This window comes from Janthinobacterium sp. EB271-G4-3-2 (assembly GCF_020858035.1).
Taxonomy (GTDB): Bacteria; Pseudomonadota; Gammaproteobacteria; order Burkholderiales; family Burkholderiaceae_D; genus Janthinobacterium; species Janthinobacterium aestuarii.
Genome location: NZ_JACYMG010000004.1, coordinates 71,025 through 88,026 on the forward strand (window position 1 = coordinate 71,025; position 17,002 = coordinate 88,026).

A 17,002-nucleotide genomic window follows, 5' to 3' on the forward strand; every position below is an offset into this window, starting at 1 on the left:
TCATCCTCAGCGTCCTTTGTGCGCGACGCGCCCGGGCGCCAGGCGGCCAGCCGACAGCAGCACCACGATGCAGACCACCGAGATGATCACGACCAGCGTATTGGCCACGTCGTCCTGGCCCGCCTGCACGGCTTCATACACGGCCACCGACAGGGTCTGCGTCTTGCCGGGAATGCTGCCGGCCACCATCAAGGTGGCGCCGAATTCGCCGAGCGCGCGCACGAATCCCAGCAGCACGCCGGCCAGGATGCCGCGCCAGGCCAGCGGCAAGGTGACGCGAAAGAAAATCGCCGGCTCGGAAATGCCCAGCACGCGGGCAGCCTGCTCGAGCTGGCCGTCGACGGCCTCGAAGGCGGCGCGCGCGGGCTTGAAGACGAGGGGAAAGGCGACCACGGTGGAAGCGATCACGGCGCCCTGCCATGTAAAAATCAGGTTGATGCCGAAGTTGTCCTGCAGCCAGATGCCCAGGGTGCCGCGCCGGCCCAGCAGCACCAGCAGGTAATAGCCGAGCACGGTCGGCGGCATCACCATCGGCAGGGTCAACAGGGCGTCGAGCAGCTCGCGCCCGGGAAAACGCGTGCGTGCCAGCAGATAGCCCGTGCCGATGCCGAGCAACAAGTTAAGCGCCGTGGCCCATGCCGCCACTTTGAGCGACAGGGCCAGCGCGGTCCAGGCGATATCCATGTGCAGTCGTTCTACTTTATGGCTTTTTAAACCCGTATTTGGCGAGGATGGCTTGCGCCGGCACCGTCTGCAGATAGCTGACGAAGCGCTTCGCTTCGGCCGCATTGCCGCTGCCCTTGATGGTGGCGATCGGGTACAGCACGGGTGCGTCCAGCGGCACTTCCAACACCACGTTGACCTTGTCTTTCATGATGGCCGCGTCGGTGGAGTAGACAAAGCCCGCATCGACTTCGCCGCGCGCCACGTAGTCGAGCGACTGGCGCACGTTCTGCGTGCCGATGGCTTTAGATTGCACGGCGTCCCACAGCTTCGCCTTCTTCAGCGCGCCTTCCGAGTAACGGCCGACGGGCACGCTGGCCGGATTGGCGATGGCCACGCGGGTCACGTCCTTGCGCGTCAGGTCGCTCAAGCTCTTGATGCCCAGCTTGCTATCGTGCGGCACGATCAGCACCAGGCTGTTGCCGACGAAGTCCATGCGCTCGGCCGGCAAGACAAGGCCCTGCTTTTGCGCCGCATCCATGGTTTCCTGGTCGGCCGAGGCAAACACGTCCACGGGCGCGCCCTTGACGATCTGCTGCAGCAGCACGCCCGAGGCGGCAAAGTTCAAGGACACCTTGCTGCCCGGATACTGCGCCTCGTAGCCTTGCGCCGCCTCCTTGAACGCATTCGTCAGGCTGGCCGCGGCCGACACGACCACTTCGCCGGCAAGGGCGGACGAGGCGGCGGTGGCGGTGGCGAAGAGGGCGGCGCCGAGCAGTGTGGCGAGGGAGGTAAGGCGCATGATCGTATCCTTGATGAGAAGAGAACCAGGCCCGTAATATACACCGATATATAGCGCTCTGCCATCGCACAGGTCAAGTCAGCGCAAGTCCCATTCCCTGATATACTGTATATAAACACAGTATATCGAGGTGCATCATGGAATTGACGGACAAGCTGGAAATCCTGGCCGACGCGGCCAAGTACGATGCGTCCTGCGCCAGCAGCGGCGCGCCCAAGCGCGATTCCATCGGCAAGGACGGCTTTGGCGCCACCTCGGGCATGGGCATTTGCCACAGCTACACGCCGGATGGGCGCTGCGTCTCGCTGCTGAAAGTGCTGCTGACGAATTACTGCCTGTACGACTGCCAGTACTGCGTCAACCGCCGCACGTCAAACGTGCCGCGTGCGCGCTTTACCGTGGCCGAAGTGGTGAAACTGACGAGCGACTTTTACCTGCGCAACTACATCGACGGCCTGTTCCTCAGTTCCGGCATCATCCAGTCGGCCGACTACACGATGGAACAACTGGTGCAGGTGGCGCGCGAGTTGCGCGAAGTGCACCAGTTCCGCGGCTACATCCATCTGAAAACCATTCCCGACGCCGATCCGGCGCTGATCGCGCAGGCGGGCCGCTATGCCGACCGGCTCAGCGTCAACATCGAACTGCCGACCCAGGACAGCGTGCAAAAGCTGGCGCCGGAAAAGAGCGTGCACACGATCAAGCTGGCGATGGGGTCGATACGCCGCAAGCTCGATGAAAAGGCCGAGGAACCACGCGCGCCGCGCTTCGCGCCGGCCGGGCAAAGCACGCAGATGATCGTCGGCGCCGACGCCAGCGACGACCAGCAAATCCTCGCCACGGCCGAGACCTTGTACGGCAGCTACAAACTCAAGCGCGTGTATTACTCGGCTTTCAGCCCGATCCCCGACAGCCCGAAAAGCGTGCCGCTGGCGCCGCCACCGATGCTGCGCGAACACCGGCTGTACCAGGCCGATTTCCTGCTGCGCAGCTATGGTTTCCAGGCCAGCGAACTGCTGCCCGCCACGGGCGGCAACCTGGCGCTCGATATCGACCCGAAACTGGCGTGGGCGCTGGCGCACCGCGAACATTTTCCGCTGGACTTGAACCGCGCGGCGCAGCACATGATCGCCCGCGTACCCGGCATCGGCCTGCGCAACGCGCAGCGCATCGTCGACCTGCGGCGGCTGCGACAGGTGCGCTACGCCGACCTGTCGCGCCTGCGCTGCAGCATGAAGAAAATCGCTCCCTTCATCATCACGGCCGACTACTTTCCCGCGCGCGACACGACCGCCTCCGAACACCTGCGGCGCGCCATGGCGGAGGCGCCGCAGCAAATGTATCTGTGGCCGGAGCTGCAGGCCGCATGAGCACGGTGGTGAGGCTGGCGCAATCGTTCGACGAGTGGCGCGCGGCGGCACGCGAACTGATCGCGCTTGGCGTGCCGCCTGCCGACGTTGCCTGGCAGTCGCGTCCCGGCGATGGCGACCTGTTTTCCGCCACGCCGGATGCGACCGATACCGGCGCGCCGCAGCTGCGCCTGCCGCGCCAGCTGGTGGAACTGCTGCGGACCGCCGCCTGTTTCAGCGTGCCTGACCGCTGGGCCTTCCTGTACCAGGTGCTGTGGCGCTGGCAGCTGGGCCAGTACGACGTGATGTCGCCGGCCGATGCGGACGGCGCGCGCCTGCACGCCATGGTCAAGGCCGTGCACCGCGAGGAGCACGACATGCATGCGTATGTACGCTTCCGCGAACGCAGCGAAGCGGAAGAGGCACCGCGTTTTGTGGCCTGGTTCGAACCCGTGCACGAAGTGCTGCCGCAAGTGGCGCGCCACTTCGCCCGCCGCATGGGATCGACCAGCTGGATGATCGCCACGCCCGCCGCCAGCATGCTATGGGATGGCACAATCTTGCACGCTGGACCCGCACTGATGCGGGACGCGGCCGATATCGACGATGCCGGCGAAGCCCTGTGGCTGACCTACTACCGCAGCATCTTCAATCCCGCGCGCGTGAATGCGGATTTGCTGCACAGCCATATCCCCTCGCGTTTCTGGAAAAACCTGCCGGAAGGCGCCATCGTGCCCGCCATGCTCAGCGGCGCCACCAACGGCGAACGCCGCACGGGCCAGACGGCCAGCGTGGGCCAGCGCAGCGGCGCGGCCATGATCCCGATTGCCGCCGAACGCGTCCAGCCGGCGCGCGAAGTAGCGACAAGCCTGGACCAGTGCCGCCGCTGCGAACTGTGGCAGCACGCCACGCAAGCCGTGCCCGGCATTGGCCCAGCACAGGCGCGCATCATGCTTGTGGGCGAGCAGCCGGGCGACCAGGAAGACCTGGCGGGACTGCCGTTTGTGGGCCCGGCCGGGGTGCTGCTCGAGCAAGCCATGCAGGAAGCGGGCATGGCGCGCGACAGCGTCTACCTGACCAACGCCGTCAAACATTTCAAGTGGGAGCCACGCGGCAAGCGCCGCCTGCACAAGACGCCCGCGCAGCGCGAGATCCTCGCCTGTCATGGCTGGCTGGAAGAAGAGATCGAGCGCGTCCAGCCGCAGGTGATCGTGGCGCTGGGCAGCACGGCCTTGAAGTCCATCCTGAGGGATGGCGCGGCGAGCATGGCACCGCTGATCGGCACGACTATCGAGCATGCGGGACGCCCGGTGGTGACCGTATATCACCCGGCGTATGTGCTGCGCGCGCCCGATGAGCCCAGCCGGCGGCAGGCTTACGCGGTCATAGTGGCGGGGCTGCGGCAGGCGCTGCGGCTAGAGCAGGATCGCCATCACAGCGTCGTGGCCGGCACATCCCGCCCCTCATCGCGCCGCGCATAGCGTTGCGCGATCACGGCGCAAATCATCAGCTGAATCTGGTGGAACAGCATCAGCGGCAAGATCACCATGCCCAGCGAACGCGTGGAAAACAGCACCTTGGCCATCGGCACGCCGCTGGCCAGGCTTTTCTTCGAGGCGCAAAAGACGATGGCGATTTCGTCTTCCTTGTTGAAGCCCAGGCGGCGGCTGACGAAGGTGGAGATGCCCAGCACCAGCACCAGCAGCAAGGTGCTGATCAGGCCCAGGGCGACCAGGGTTTCCACCGAGATCGTATGCCACAGGCCTTCGCTGACGGCTTCGCTGAAGGCCGTGTAGACCACCAGCAAGATCGAACCTTGGTCGACGTATTTCAGGGTGGCTTTGTGGCGGTCGACCCAGCGGCCGATCCAGCGGCGCAGGAACTGGCCAGCCAGGAAGGGCAGCAGCAGCTGCATGACGATGGACAGCACGGCGTCCACGGACGACTTGCTTTCCGCGCCCTTGGCCACCAGCAAGCCCACCAGGATGGGGGCGAGGAAGATGCCGATGAAGTTCGAGGCCGAGGCGCTGCAGATGGCGGCCGGCACGTTGCCGCGCGCCATGGCCGTCATGGCGATCGAGGACTGCACGGTGGACGGCAGCGCGCACAGGAACAAGATGCCCATGTACAGGTCGGGCGTGAGGAAGGTCAGCGCCAGCGGGCGCAGCGCCAGGCCCAAGAGCGGAAACAGGACAAAGGTGCTGGCCAGCACCAGCAAGTGCAAACGCCAGTGCATGGCGCCTGCCACCACGGCTTCGCGCGACAGCTTGGCGCCGTGCAGGAAGAACAGGGCGCCGATGGCGACCGTGGTGATGTTGCCGAAAACCACGGCCGTCTGGCCCGTGCAGGGCAGGAAGGTGGCCAGCGCCACGGTGACGAGCAGGGCGATGGTGAAATTATCGGGTTTCAGATTGCGCAGCAGGGCAGCGGGAGAAAAAGAAGACATGCGGTAGCCTGGTAACGGCGCAGCCTTGCACGCTGTGCCGTGGATGACAAAAAGCGCCGGAATCGGCGCCAGTGCTGGCTATTCTAACCCTATTGCCGAGCTACCTGCCTGGAAGCAAGCGTGGCTTGTGGACACAATGGCACAAAAAAATGCCCTGTCCGCAGACAGGGCAACCCGGAGTAAAGTACAGCGCGAGGGGATTAACCGGCGGCTTTGACTTTCAGCTCGTTCTTGATTTCTTTCACGCCGCTCACGGAAGCGACGATCTGCACGACGCGGTCACCCGCTTCGGCGCTCGGTACGTCGCCCGACAGGACGACAACACCTTGCTGGGTTGCTACCTTGACTGGCAGGGCGGCGGCTTGCGCATCGGCGCTCAGGGCGGCCTTGGCCGAGGAAGTGATGGTTTCATCAGGGACGGCTGCGGCAGCGTTGGCGGCCACGACGGTGTCAGCAGGAGCTTGTGCTTTTGGTGCGGAGTCAGCGGCATGCGAAGCGGTGATCGAGGCGCCCGACAGTACGATAGCGGCAACCAGGGTATTGAACAGTTTCGATGTTTGCATGGTAGTTCCTCTCAATGAAGTTAAAAGCTTCTTACTTGGATAAAGCAACACTTTGAAGCGTCACATCTACCCATACAGCAAGCGCCGTGCCAGCTTTTAAATTTCCTTTAAAATCAATTGCTTATATTCAAACTCGATTTTTCCGGCCCGTTTCGCGGCGATCTGGCCCGGAAAACAGGACTTTTTGTCGCCTGGCAGCGACAGCTTGTGGCAAGAACGTTAATGTTTTACGCCAAGCCCCTGATTTTTAACGCTTTATTTTTGTCGCTATTCAGCGACAGGGTCGCCATCGGCCCGGAACAGGGCCGGCGTCAGCTCGTATTTCTGCAATAAGCGGTAGAACTCCGTGCGGTTGCGGTCGGCCAGGCGGGCCGCGTCGGCCACGTTGCCATCCGTCAGGCGCAGCAGCTGAATCAGGTAGTCGCGCTCGAAACGCTGCTTGGCTTCGTTATAGCTGAGCGCTTCCAGGGACGGCACGCGCAGGGCACGCTGCACCAGGGACAAGGGCACCAGCGGCGCCGTGGCCAGCGCGCACACTTGCTCGACGACATTGACCAGCTGGCGCACGTTGCCGGGCCATGGCGCCGCCACCAGGGCCGTCAAGGCATCGGGCGCGAAGCCGTTCAACGGTTTTTGATACTTGGCCGCCAGTTTCTGCAGGAAATGGTTCGCCAGCAGGGCGATGTCTTCGCGGCGCTCGGCCAGCGGCGGCAGGGTCAAGGTCACGACATTGAGCCGGTAATACAAGTCTTCGCGGAATTGCCCTTCCGCCATCGCCACGTCGAGGTCGCGGTGCGTGGCCGACAAGAGCCGCACGTCCACCGGACGCGTCTGGTCGGCGCCAACGGGGCGCACGGCCCGCTCCTGCAGCACGCGCAGCAATTTGACTTGCAGCGGCAGCGGCATGTCGCCGATCTCATCCAAAAACAGGGTGCCGCCATCGGCTGCCTGGAACAAGCCTTCGCGGTTGCCGACGGCGCCCGTAAACGAGCCCTTCACGTGGCCGAACAGTTCCGATTCCAGCAGCTGCTCGGGAATAGCGCCGCAGTTGACGGCGATGAACGGCGCCTTGGCGCGGCGGCTGGCGTTGTGCAGGGCGCGCGCCAGCAATTCCTTGCCTGTGCCGCTGGGGCCTCGTATCAGGATGCTGGCGTCGGAGCCCGCCACCAGCTTGGCTTCGGCCAGCAGCTCGGCCATCTGCGCACTGCGGCTGATCAGCTCGGCACGCCAGCTCTCGTCGCCGGACGCTTGCGCCGGCATGACGGTGGACAAGTTGATGGCATACGCCACTTTTTCCATCAGCAGCTTGCCGTCGAATGGTTTCGTCAGGTAGGCAAACGCGCCGCGCGCCGTCGCGTCGACGGCGTCCGGGATGGTGCCGTGCGCCGTCAGCAGGATAACGGGCAGGGCAGCATGCTGGCGGCGGATTTCATCGAACAGGGCCAGGCCGTCGCGGCCCGGTAATTGCACGTCGGTAATGACCAGGGCCGGCAATTCCACGGCCAGACGCGCCAGCGCCGCTTCCGCGCTGCCCACGGCCGTGACCCGATAATTGCCCGCCTTCAGGCGGATGGTCAGCAGGCGCAGCAGGTCGGGATCGTCGTCGACCAATAAAATGTGGGCGTGCTCGCTCATTTCGGCGCTCCCGCGGCAGGGCGCACGGACAGGCTGCGCTCGATATTCTTTAACGCTTCGAGTTTTTCATTGAGCAAGTCGTTGCGGCGCTGGGCGTCGCGCAACTGCGTGTTGAGCTTGTCGATGCTGTCTTCCTGGCGGCGCAGTTCCGCATACTGGCTGCCCAGCAATTGCGCCAGCGGCGCCAGCAGTTGCGCATCCTTGCCCGTGGCCGTGGCCAGCGGTTCCAGCGAGGCTTGCGCGCGGGCCAGGTCGCCCGGACCGCGCAAGGCCGCCTGCAACATGGCGCGGCGCAGCGTGTTGTGCGGCGCATGGTCGGCTTTCGCCAGGTCCAGCTGCGCTTTCGCCAGTTCCGACGGCGTCATCAGGCGCAAGGCGCTTTGATACGCGAGCAGTTCGGTCAGCTGGGGATCGGCCACCACCACGACGCGCGGCGGCGTTTGCACGAGCACGGGCGTCTGGACGGGGGGCTTGGCGGCGCAAGCGCCCAACAGCAATGCGCAAGCGGCCATGGCGGCCAGGGAAATTCTCGTCATCATAAGGGCAGTTCTATCCGAAAATGCGCGCCGGCGGGGCGCGGTAAAAGAGTGACGCTGCCATCGTGGGCGGCGATATATTCGCGCACGATGGACAGGCCGATGCCATTGCCGTTACGCGCGCCGGCCGCCTGGCGCACTCCCTGGTAAAACGGTTCAAAAATACGCGCGGCATCCTCGGGCGCCACGCCGGCGCCCTCGTCGATGCAATCGATGCGCACACGGCCGCCTGCGCCAGACAGGGCAAACCGCACGGTGCCGCCTTCCGGGCTGAAACGTACGGCATTCGACAGCAAATTGGCCAGGGCCGTCGCCAGCTTGTCGCGGTCGGCTTGCACGCTCAGGGATTCGCCCTGCACCTCGACCGTCAACCGGCGCGCCAGCCATTGCAGGCGCTGCCCGGCCACCACATCTTGCAGCAAGACCAGCAAATCGACCTTGCTGTGCGCCAAGTGCTGGGCGTCAAAAGCGGCGGTATTGTAGCGCAGCAAGTCCTCGATTTGCGTTTGCAGGGACGCCGTGTTTTGCTGCAGGATGCCGGCGATTTCGCGCTGGCTATCGCTGAGCTTGCCTGCCACCTCGTCTTCCAGCAAGGCCACGCCTTCGCGCAGGGCCGCCAGCGGGGTCTTCAGTTCATGCGAAATATGGCGCAGAAAACGTTCCTTGTCGGCATCGAGGTCGGCCAGGCGCTGGCGCAGCCAGTCCAGCTGCTGGCCAAGGCGGCGCGTGTCGGCCGGACCGCCGACGACGATGGGCTGGTCGTAGCGCTTGTCACCGAGGCGCTCGATGGCCGTCTCGATGCGGCGCAGCGGACGCGACAGCAGGAAGCCGAAGCAGGTGGCCAGCACGGCCGCCAGCAGCACGGCGCCGCCCACCAGCACGCCCAGCAGGCGGCGCTGGCGTTCCAGCTCGGCCAGCAGGGCGTCGTTGCGGCTGCCGATTTCCGTCTTGCTTTCGCGCGCCAGGCTGTCATTGATCTGCGTCATGCGGGCAAACGCGCGGTACACGACGGCGTGGCCATCGCGCTTGCGGCGCTTGCCTGCCTGTAACACTTCCCAGGCCGATTGCGCCTGCACCGTCCATTCGTCGGCCAGCTGGGGAGCGAACTCGGGCGTGGCACGGTTCAGCACTTGCAGCGCCGCCGTCGCTTCGTCGCGGGCCGCCGCGAAGCGCTCGCGGAACACGGGGTCGTCCAGCACGAGGAACTGGCGCGCGCTGCGTTCCATGGCCAGGGTGCGCTCGGACAGGCGCTGCGACTGTTCCGTCAGGGCAATCGCCTGCGCCGCCGTCTCGCGCCCCAGCCGCGCCAGGTGCTCGAGGGTCAGCAGGGCTTGCACGGAGGTGGCCGTCAAAATACCCGTCGTCAAAATGAAGGCGGCAAATAACAGTTGGCGAAAGGAAAGTCGGGACAAGGTAGGCGCCTTCGGTTCAGTCTGGAATGCAAAAGGCGCATGGTACGCTAAGCCTCCATCGCGGGGCGCCAGCTGTCAAAAATAGCTGATTTGGCAACCTTGTTGCTTTTGCGCCCGACAAGCAAGCGTCGGCGGCGGCGCGCAGATACTCCTAGTACAATAGGAAAAAACTTCATACAGGCATCAAAGTGGCCCCCAGCCCTGGCATTGCGCCACTTTGCCCCCACATGTGATGCAGCCCCACCGACTATCCGAATCACCTACCGCAGAGATCCCATACCGCATGAGCACATTTGAAAAAGTCAGCAGCAACTTCATTCCAGTCTTGCAGGCAACCATCGAGCAATATGTCGAGCCAGCAACGGGCATGCGCCATATCCACATGCATACCGAGCAGGCTGAGATGGTGTTCCTGGTGGCCTTTCCCACTGTGCCGGAAGTAAGCGACGGGCGCGCCCACATTCTCGAACACCTGGCCTTGTGCGGCTCGTCGCGCTACCCGGTGCGCGACCCGTTCTTCTCGATGCTGCGCCGCTCGACGGCCACGTTCATGAATGCGATGACCTATGCGGACCGCACCGTGTACCCGTTCGCCAGCACCGACCGCAAGGATTTCTTCAACCTGCTCGACGTCTACCTGGACGCGGCCTTCTTCCCGAACCTCGATTACCTGAATTTCCGCCAGGAAGGCTGGCGCCATGCGTTCGAAGGCGACAAGCTCGTGTACCAGGGCATCGTCTTCAATGAAATGAAGGGCGCTTTCAACAGCCCCATGCGCGCGCTCGACAGCGGCATCGCCAGCGCCTTGCTCAAAGGCACGACGTATGAAGTGGAATCGGGCGGCGATCCGCTCGACATCCCCGAGCTGACGCATGACATGCTGAAAGCATTCCACGCCAGCCATTATCATCCTTCGCAAGCCGTGATCATGACCGCCGGCAATATCGAAGCGTCGGCCGTGCAGGAGCAAGTCGCCGAGCGCGTGTTGTCCAAGCTCAGCGGTTTCTCCGAACGCCGCCTGCCGCAGCTGGCGCCCGCATGGGCCGCGCCGCAGGAAAACATCGTCAAAATTCCGTCGCAAGAAGCGCGCGACGATGAATTCGGCCTGCAATTCGCCTGGCTGATGGGCGAGTCGAGCGACCCCATCGCCTACTACCACGCGCATCTGCTGTCGCACGGCTTGCTCGGTGAATCGTCGGCGCCCGTCATGCGCGCCATGGAATCGGCCGGCTACGGCCGTCCATCGGACATGAATGGCCGCGACGCGGGCATCCGCCAGATGGTGTTCCACATCGGCATGGAAGGTTTAACCAAAGAACAGATCGCCGATGCGCACCAGCGCATCTGGACGGCACTGGAAGAGACGGCGGAAGAGGGCATTCCCGCCGCCGTGCTGCACGCGGCCTTACGCGACATCAAGTACAGCCAGCGCGAAATCAGCAGCGGCCGCATGCCTTACGGCCTGGGCCGCTTGCTGCACGCCTTGCCGCTGGCCATGTATGGCGGCGACGTGATGGACGCTTTCGACAATGCGGCCATCCTGGAAACGCTGGAACAGCAGATCGACGACCCGGCCTTCTTCAAGCAGCTGGTGCGCGAGCTGATCGCCAACCCGACCCGCCTGACGACGCACGTGGTGCCCGACAGCGCCTACTTCACGGCCCGCGCCGCGCAGGAAGACGCCAAGCTGGCGGCCCTGCAAGCGACGCTGACGGATGCCGAGCGCGAGCACATCGTGGCCGAGTCCGCGGCGCTGGAAGCGCATCAGCAACTGCCATCGAATTCCGAAGTCTTGCCGCGCATCCGCCCTGGCGACGTCAGCGCCTTGCCGCGTCCGGCCTTGCCGATTCCAGCCGCCGTCGACGGCGCCGTGGCGTTCAGTATCGCCTCGAACGGCATCAGCTATGCCAACGTGCTGTACGACGTGTCGAACCTGCCGGAAGCGTCGTGGCCATGGCTGCGTTTGTACACGGACCTGGCGCCGGAACTGGGCGTGGGCGACATGTCGTTCGACGACGCCAGCGCCTGGCGCCAGAGCATGGTGCCCTCGTTCCACATCGGCCTGGAAGCCATTCCCCGCCCGCAACAAGCGATGCGCGTGGAACTGTCGTTCTCGGCCAGCGGCTTGCGCGAAGAACACGCGGCCATCGCCGCCGTGCTGTCGGCCTGGATCGCCAAGCCCCGCTTCGATGAAGAAGAGCGCCTGGCTTTCCTGATCGAAAGCCTGGTGCAAGACAAACTCTCCAGCCTGGCCGAATCGGGCAACCGCTACGCCATGCTGGCCTCGGCAGCACCGCTGTCGCCCACGCGCCGCTTCGACGACATCGTCGGCGGCCCGGCAGCCTTGCCGTTCTACCGCCGTTTGCAGCAGCTGAGCAAGACGTCGGCAGGCTTGCAGGAAATCGCGCGCGAGCTCGACACCTTGCACGCGCACATCATCGCCCAGCAGCCGACCGTGCTGTGCGCCGGCCTGGAGCAGGATGGCATCACCCTGGCCCGCTTGCTGGAATTGCCTGCCGCCAGCACGGATGCCGCCGCACCGGCGGAAACCGTCGCTCCCGCAGCTTTGCCGCTGGCCAACACGGCCCTGCATGCGACAAGCCAGATCAACCATTGCTTCGTTTCCTGGGCCGTGCCGGGCGTGCACAGTCCGGACGCTTCGGCCCTGGCCGTCGCCGCCGAACTGATGACCAACCAGGTGCTGCATACGGCCCTGCGCGAAAAAGGCGGCGCCTATGGCGGCAGCGCCAGCTATGCGGCCGGCGCCGGCACGTTTACATTGAGCTCCTACCGCGATCCGCGCCTGGCCGGCACGTTCGCCGACTTCGGTACGACCCTCGATCAGATCCTCGACGGCGATTTCTCGCAAGAACAAGTGGAAGAAGCCATCATCTGCGTCATCAAGGGCCTCGACAAGCCGCATTCGCCGTACGCGGAAGCGCTGACGGCGTGGAACATGCAGCAGCGTGGCACGACGGAAGCCGTGCGCCAGCAATTCCGCACCGGCGTGCTCAATTGCACCCTGGAGCAGATCAAGGCCGTCACGCGCACCTGGCTGAAAAACGGCCAGCCGAGCCGGGCCGCGTTTGCGGGCAATACGACGCAAGACCTGGCGGGCCTGGACGTGGTCGATCTGCTGGCGCTGGCTTCCTAAGCTGGCCGGAGACGTCGGATTACGCGATCTGCCTGAGCCGTAGCGTAGGTCGGATTAGCGGCGGCACGCCGCGTAATCCGACACCACCACCGATCAGCCAGGTACGGCGCCTGCTTCCATATACATCAATTCCCATTGATGCCCATCAAGGTCCTGGAAACTGTGGCCATACATGAAGCCGAAATCCATCGGCTCCTTGTAGATGCTGCCGCCCGCCTGGACGGCCTTCGCCACCAGCTCATCGACTTCGCCGCGGCTCTCGGCCGACAAACACACGAGCACTTCCGTCGCCACCTTGGTGTCGCACAGCTGCTTGGGCGTAAATTGCTTGAATTTGTCGTGCGTCAACAGCATGACGAAAATGTCGTCGGCGACGATCATGCACGTCGCCGTTTCATCCGTGAAATGGGCATTGAAACTGAAGCCCAGCGCCGTGAAAAACGCGATGGAGCGTTCCAGCGACTGGACGGGCAGATTGACAAAGATTTTGCGGGCCATCATGTCTCCTTGTGGGTCGTATGAGTAGTTGCTGCCCGCCGATTCTACACCGGCTTTTTACGCGCCCGCGCGGCCCACGGTCTTCGGCGCGTAGCCGAAATAGCGGCTGAACGCGGCGCTGAAATTGGCCGGGTGGCGATAGCCGGTTTGCCAGCCCGCCTGCGCCACCTGGCAACCATTTTCCAGCAGTAACTTTGCCCGCTGCATGCGCAGCGCCAGCAGGGTGCGCTGCGGGCTGTCGTTGTAGCGGTAGCGCCACCCCTGCTTGAGCTTGAACAAGCTCAGCCCCGATTGCGCGCACAGGTAATCGAGCGTGAGTTCCTGCGCCATCTGCTCCTGCATCAGCGCGTGGACGCGTTCCAGTCTGGCGATATCGGTCTCGGACCAGCGCGGCACGGCAGAGGGCGCCGGCCGCAGTGCCCGCAGCTGTTCCGCCAGCAGGCTGAGCACGCCGATATGCACGGCCAGCGGGTCCGTCGCGCGCAGCAGCGAGCGGGCGTGCTGGGCGCAGGCCGCCGTGGTGGCCGCATGCGCCAGCTGGCGCGCGCCGCCGTCGGGCAGCAGGGACGCCAAACCTTCCGGCCAGTAGCGCGCCAGCGCTTCTTCACCCACCAGCACGCGCAATTGCGCCGCCCGCTGATTCGCCTCGAAACGGCGCTCGCCGCTCGTGTGGCGAAACGCCGTCACCGTCGTATGGCCGCCCCGGAAACGCAATTGTTCGCCATCGCGCGTGACGTAGCCGGACGCGCCTTCCAGGCCGATGGTGATCACCATGCCGCCCGCGTCCTCATGCTTCGATTGCTCGACGAGCGCCAGCCGCGGGCGGTAATCGGAATGCACGAGCAGCAAGCCCTGGTCGACCTGGCGCTGGTCGGCGCGGCACTCTTTCAACCCCGGGTCCAGCTGGCGCCGCGTCCAGCCTGCCGCTTCCCTGTCCTGTTCCATCATCGCTCCTCCCTGTCCTTGCGCGCCGTCGCGCATACGAAATGCGCCGTGCCGCATACAAATGCAAATGATAATTATTCTCATTGTTGCATAAAATAGCTTCCATGCCCATCTCGCCGAAAGGAAGCACCATGCCGTTCACGTCGCAACACACTTTGCAACCGTACTGGGACCTGGCCGTCGCGCCCGTGCAGGCGGACGGGCTGGCCGCCGCCCTGGAACTGGGCATTTTCGATGTGCTGGCCACACCGCACACGCCGGCGCAGCTGGCCGACACCCTGTCGCTGCATGCGCCGCACACGGCGCTGCTGCTGGAACTGCTCTGGAGCATGCAGCTGCTGGAGCGCGACGGGGCCGACGCAGATGCCCAGCGCTACCGCTGCACGGCCGCCACCTTGCAGTATTTCTGCGGCAACTCCGTGGCCTTTTGCGGCGACGCCTGGCTGTACCGGCTGCATGCGCTGCGCCACTTTGCGACGCAGCTCAGTACGCTGGTGCGCGACGGCGGCAAGGCGGCGCCGTACAACACGGCCAATGGCATCAACTGGGCCGCCGCCGCGCAGCAGCAAATTGGCCAGGAACAACGCGCCGTCACCATGCGCGCGGCCCTGTCCGTGATGCAGCGCATCACCCCGTTTGCGGACGGCAACACGCCCTTGCGCCTGCTCGACCTGGGCGGCGGGCCGGGCTGGGTTGCCATTGCGCTGGCGCAAGCCCATGCGGGCTTGCACGGCTGCGTTTTCGACTGGCCGGAAACGGTGGCCGTGGCGGCCGCGAATATCGCCCATGCGCAACTATCCGACCGCCTGGAAACGGTGGGCGGCGACCTGGGCTGCGACGATATCGGCAGCGGCTACGACCTGATCTGGTGCTCGTCCGTGCTGCATTTCGTGCCCGACATGGCGGGCGCCTTGCGCAAGATGCAGGCGGCATTAAAACCCGGTGGCGTGCTCGTCTGCGTGCAGGCGGAAATCGCCCCGGCACCGGGCGAGGCGGCGCGCGTGCTGCCGTACTACTTGCCGATGCGTATGCTGGGCCGCACGGTGACACGGCACGGTGAATTGGCGCAGCTGCTGCGCGACACAGACTGGAAGCAAGTGGAGCAATACGGCGCCAGCGATTTTCCCATGGCGCCCGTGCAAGTGCTGATTGCTCGTGCCTAACAATTACCATTTAGTAATTATCTTTTTTATAGCAAAAAGGGATACAAATGCGCTAAGCTGTGCCAGCATTGATCGATGTCATCCGCAGCACTCCGCTGCCTCCACAGGGAATCCATCATGAGTCTACATATCGCAGGGAAAGTCGTTGTCATCACCGGCGCCAGCAGCGGCCTGGGCGAAGCCACGGCGCGCCATCTGGCCGCACTGGGTGCCAGCGTCGTGCTCGGTGCACGGCGCATGGATTTGCTCAATACCATCGCCGAGGAAATCACGGCGGCCGGTGGCCAGGCCGCCATCGCCCAGACCGACGTCACGGTGCCTGCCGACGTCAAGAATCTGATCGACACGGCCCTGGCCGTGTTCGGCAAAGTCGACGTGCTGATCAACAATGCGGGGCTGATGGCCATCGCCCCGATGAGCGCCTTGCAAGTCGACGAGTGGAACAACATGATCGATATCAACATCAAAGGCGTGTTGAACGGCATCGCCGCCGTCCTGCCGCATTTCCAGGCGCAAAACAGCGGCCACTTCATCAATATCTCGTCGGTGGCCGGACAAAAAGTCTTCAGCCCGGGCGGCACCGTCTACAGCGGCACCAAGTTTGCCGTCAGCGCCATTTCGGAAGGCTTGCGCCATGAGCTGGCGGCCAGCGGCGGCACCATCCGTACCACCACCATCTTGCCGGGCGCCGTGGACACGCCATTGAGCGAGGGCAGCAGCCACGCCGAGAGCGCCAAGGCCGTCAAGGAGTTCTACGAAATTGCCATTCCCGCCGATGCCGTGGCGCGCGCCATCGCGTATGCGATCGGGCAGCCGGACGACGTGGGCATCAATGAAATCGTGCTGCGCCCGACGGCGCAGGCGTTCTAAGCCGCATCTTGCTGCAGCGACTCGATGATCAGGCTGGCCAGGCGCTCGACGGGCGGCCTGGACACGGGTGAAGCACGCAGCAGTTCCAGCGACAGCGGGGGCAGGGCGGGCAGCCCTGCCGCCACGTGATCGAGCGCGCGCACGGTTGAGGGCAAGCCCAGGCCCGTGCGCACCGTCACGCCCAGCCCGGCTGCGGCCGCCGCCCACAGGCCGGCCAGGCTGGGACTGGTAAACGCCGTGCGCCAGGCGATGCCGGCCCGGTCCAGCGCCTGCGTGGCGCAGCGCTGGAACAGGCATTCGCGGTCAAACGCGATGAGCGGCAACGGTTCGCCCGACTCGGGCCGCCAGGCCAGGCTGGACGAGGCGATCCAGCGCATGGCCGGTTCGGCAATATGCTGGCGCTGCTGCCGCGGATACTCGGCCACGTCGGCGATGCACGCGCCACCCCACAGCAGGGCCAGGTCCAGCTGCCCCATGGCCAGGCCTTCCATCAAGGCCGTGTTGCGCGCCACGTGCGCCTCGATGCGCACTTTCGGATGCGCGCGGGCAAAACGTCCCAGCACGTCGGGCAGCAAGGCTTCGCCAAAATCCTCCTGCAAACCCAGCCTGATCCAGCCTTCCAGTTCCGCGCCGCGCAAGGCGACGGCCGCCTCGTCGTTGAGTTCCAGCAGGCGGCGCGCATAGCCGAGCAAGACTTCGCCGGCCGGCGTCAGCGCCAGCCCCCGTCCATCCTTGCGGAACAGGGGCATGCCCGCCTGCTCCTCGAGTTTTTTCAGCTGCGCGCTGACGGCCGAGGTGGAACGCCCCACCTTGTCCGCCGCGCGGGCAAAGCTGCCCAGCTCGATGCCAGCCACATAGCTGCGCAAGAAGGCGATGTCAAAATTAAGCAAGCTCATGGCGCACAAAATTGTCCTGTTTTATGGGATGGTTTATATTAAATTATCTGATATTCAGAACGATCGTACT

General features: G+C 64.6%; 15 protein-coding genes. 5 read left to right on the plus strand and 10 right to left on the minus strand.

Annotated features, from left to right (window positions below):
• Positions 1-6: 6 nt before the first annotated feature.
• Both modB and modA read right to left on the minus strand, forming a co-directional pair.
• Positions 7-684 (minus strand): molybdate ABC transporter permease subunit, encoded by a 678-nt coding sequence (gene modB / locus IGS55_RS10540; RefSeq protein ID WP_230516845.1) that lies wholly within the window; start codon positions 682-684, stop codon positions 7-9.
• Between the two features lie 16 nt (positions 685-700).
• Positions 701-1,465, minus strand: a complete 765-nt coding sequence (gene modA, locus IGS55_RS10545) for a molybdate ABC transporter substrate-binding protein (RefSeq protein WP_230516846.1) — start codon at positions 1,463-1,465, stop codon at positions 701-703.
• Positions 1,466-1,602: 137 nt separating this feature from the next.
• Here modA and IGS55_RS10550 point away from each other — a divergent pair, with 137 nt between their 5' ends.
• Both IGS55_RS10550 and IGS55_RS10555 read left to right on the plus strand, forming a co-directional pair.
• Entirely contained in the window at positions 1,603-2,835 is a 1,233-nt protein-coding gene (locus IGS55_RS10550; RefSeq protein WP_230516847.1) for a putative DNA modification/repair radical SAM protein, read from the plus strand.
• Complete coding sequence (locus tag IGS55_RS10555; RefSeq protein WP_230516848.1) at positions 2,832-4,295, plus strand: UdgX family uracil-DNA binding protein; 1,464 nt, start codon at positions 2,832-2,834, stop codon at positions 4,293-4,295. The genes IGS55_RS10550 and IGS55_RS10555 overlap by 4 nt, the downstream gene beginning before the upstream one ends.
• Here the strand turns inward: IGS55_RS10555 and IGS55_RS10560 are convergent.
• From IGS55_RS10560 to IGS55_RS10580, 5 genes are all read right to left on the minus strand, one after another.
• The gene (locus IGS55_RS10560) at positions 4,247-5,260 is read right to left on the minus strand and encodes a bile acid:sodium symporter family protein (protein WP_230516849.1); all 1,014 of its coding nucleotides are present in this window, start codon (positions 5,258-5,260) and stop codon (positions 4,247-4,249) included. The two genes, IGS55_RS10555 and IGS55_RS10560, sit on opposite strands and share 49 nt — an antisense overlap.
• 200 nt (positions 5,261-5,460) lie before the next feature.
• Positions 5,461-5,823, minus strand: a complete 363-nt coding sequence (locus tag IGS55_RS10565; RefSeq protein WP_034752546.1) for a BON domain-containing protein — start codon at positions 5,821-5,823, stop codon at positions 5,461-5,463.
• Positions 5,824-6,090: 267 nt separating this feature from the next.
• A complete protein-coding gene (locus tag IGS55_RS10570; RefSeq protein WP_230516850.1) occupies positions 6,091-7,458 on the minus strand; it encodes a sigma 54-interacting transcriptional regulator in 1,368 nt (455 codons plus the stop codon).
• A complete protein-coding gene (locus tag IGS55_RS10575) occupies positions 7,455-7,997 on the minus strand; it encodes a hypothetical protein (protein WP_230516851.1) in 543 nt (180 codons plus the stop codon). The genes IGS55_RS10570 and IGS55_RS10575 overlap by 4 nt, the downstream gene beginning before the upstream one ends.
• On the minus strand, positions 7,994-9,406 hold the full coding sequence (locus IGS55_RS10580; RefSeq protein WP_230516852.1) for a HAMP domain-containing sensor histidine kinase: 1,413 nt from the start codon (positions 9,404-9,406) through the stop codon (positions 7,994-7,996). Before IGS55_RS10580 ends, IGS55_RS10575 begins: the two co-directional genes overlap by 4 nt.
• A gap of 283 nt (positions 9,407-9,689) precedes the next feature.
• Between IGS55_RS10580 and IGS55_RS10585 the strand changes: the two genes are divergently transcribed.
• Positions 9,690-12,560: an insulinase family protein gene (locus IGS55_RS10585; RefSeq protein ID WP_230516853.1), complete on the plus strand. Its 2,871-nt coding sequence runs from the start codon at positions 9,690-9,692 to the stop codon at positions 12,558-12,560.
• A 93-nt stretch (positions 12,561-12,653) separates the two neighbouring features.
• Here the strand turns inward: IGS55_RS10585 and IGS55_RS10590 are convergent, their stop codons facing one another.
• Both IGS55_RS10590 and IGS55_RS10595 read right to left on the minus strand, forming a co-directional pair.
• Complete coding sequence (locus tag IGS55_RS10590; protein ID WP_230516854.1) at positions 12,654-13,058, minus strand: VOC family protein; 405 nt, start codon at positions 13,056-13,058, stop codon at positions 12,654-12,656.
• 57 nt (positions 13,059-13,115) lie between these two features.
• Complete coding sequence (locus tag IGS55_RS10595) at positions 13,116-14,006, minus strand: helix-turn-helix transcriptional regulator (protein WP_230516855.1); 891 nt, start codon at positions 14,004-14,006, stop codon at positions 13,116-13,118.
• 128 nt (positions 14,007-14,134) lie between these two features.
• On the opposite strand from IGS55_RS10595, the gene IGS55_RS10600 reads away from it, so the two are divergent.
• Positions 14,135-15,166, plus strand: a complete 1,032-nt coding sequence (locus IGS55_RS10600; RefSeq protein ID WP_230516856.1) for a methyltransferase domain-containing protein — start codon at positions 14,135-14,137, stop codon at positions 15,164-15,166.
• A gap of 117 nt (positions 15,167-15,283) precedes the next feature.
• Positions 15,284-16,036, plus strand: coding sequence for an SDR family oxidoreductase (locus tag IGS55_RS10605; RefSeq protein WP_230516857.1), 753 nt, complete (start codon positions 15,284-15,286; stop codon positions 16,034-16,036).
• On the opposite strand, the gene IGS55_RS10610 is transcribed toward IGS55_RS10605, so the two are convergent.
• The gene (locus IGS55_RS10610) at positions 16,033-16,932 is read right to left on the minus strand and encodes a LysR substrate-binding domain-containing protein (protein ID WP_230516858.1); all 900 of its coding nucleotides are present in this window, start codon (positions 16,930-16,932) and stop codon (positions 16,033-16,035) included. The two genes, IGS55_RS10605 and IGS55_RS10610, sit on opposite strands and share 4 nt — an antisense overlap.
• Between the last annotated feature and the right edge of the window lie 70 nt (positions 16,933-17,002).

What these genes read in the sequence shown, in the direction of transcription:
- modB (WP_230516845.1), bottom strand. Translation starts at nt 684, where the DNA reads ATGGATATCGCCTGGACCGCGCTGGCCCTGTCGCTCAAAGTGGCGGCA.
- modA (WP_230516846.1), bottom strand. Translation starts at nt 1,465, where the DNA reads ATGCGCCTTACCTCCCTCGCCACACTGCTCGGCGCCGCCCTCTTCGCC.
- IGS55_RS10550 (WP_230516847.1), top strand. Translation starts at nt 1,603, where the DNA reads ATGGAATTGACGGACAAGCTGGAAATCCTGGCCGACGCGGCCAAGTAC.
- IGS55_RS10555 (WP_230516848.1), top strand. Translation starts at nt 2,832, where the DNA reads ATGAGCACGGTGGTGAGGCTGGCGCAATCGTTCGACGAGTGGCGCGCG.
- IGS55_RS10560 (WP_230516849.1), bottom strand. Translation starts at nt 5,260, where the DNA reads ATGTCTTCTTTTTCTCCCGCTGCCCTGCTGCGCAATCTGAAACCCGAT.
- IGS55_RS10565 (WP_034752546.1), bottom strand. Translation starts at nt 5,823, where the DNA reads ATGCAAACATCGAAACTGTTCAATACCCTGGTTGCCGCTATCGTACTG.
- IGS55_RS10570 (WP_230516850.1), bottom strand. Translation starts at nt 7,458, where the DNA reads ATGAGCGAGCACGCCCACATTTTATTGGTCGACGACGATCCCGACCTG.
- IGS55_RS10575 (WP_230516851.1), bottom strand. Translation starts at nt 7,997, where the DNA reads ATGATGACGAGAATTTCCCTGGCCGCCATGGCCGCTTGCGCATTGCTG.
- IGS55_RS10585 (WP_230516853.1), top strand. Translation starts at nt 9,690, where the DNA reads ATGAGCACATTTGAAAAAGTCAGCAGCAACTTCATTCCAGTCTTGCAG.
- IGS55_RS10590 (WP_230516854.1), bottom strand. Translation starts at nt 13,058, where the DNA reads ATGGCCCGCAAAATCTTTGTCAATCTGCCCGTCCAGTCGCTGGAACGC.
- IGS55_RS10595 (WP_230516855.1), bottom strand. Translation starts at nt 14,006, where the DNA reads ATGATGGAACAGGACAGGGAAGCGGCAGGCTGGACGCGGCGCCAGCTG.
- IGS55_RS10600 (WP_230516856.1), top strand. Translation starts at nt 14,135, where the DNA reads ATGCCGTTCACGTCGCAACACACTTTGCAACCGTACTGGGACCTGGCC.
- IGS55_RS10605 (WP_230516857.1), top strand. Translation starts at nt 15,284, where the DNA reads ATGAGTCTACATATCGCAGGGAAAGTCGTTGTCATCACCGGCGCCAGC.
- IGS55_RS10610 (WP_230516858.1), bottom strand. Translation starts at nt 16,932, where the DNA reads ATGAGCTTGCTTAATTTTGACATCGCCTTCTTGCGCAGCTATGTGGCT.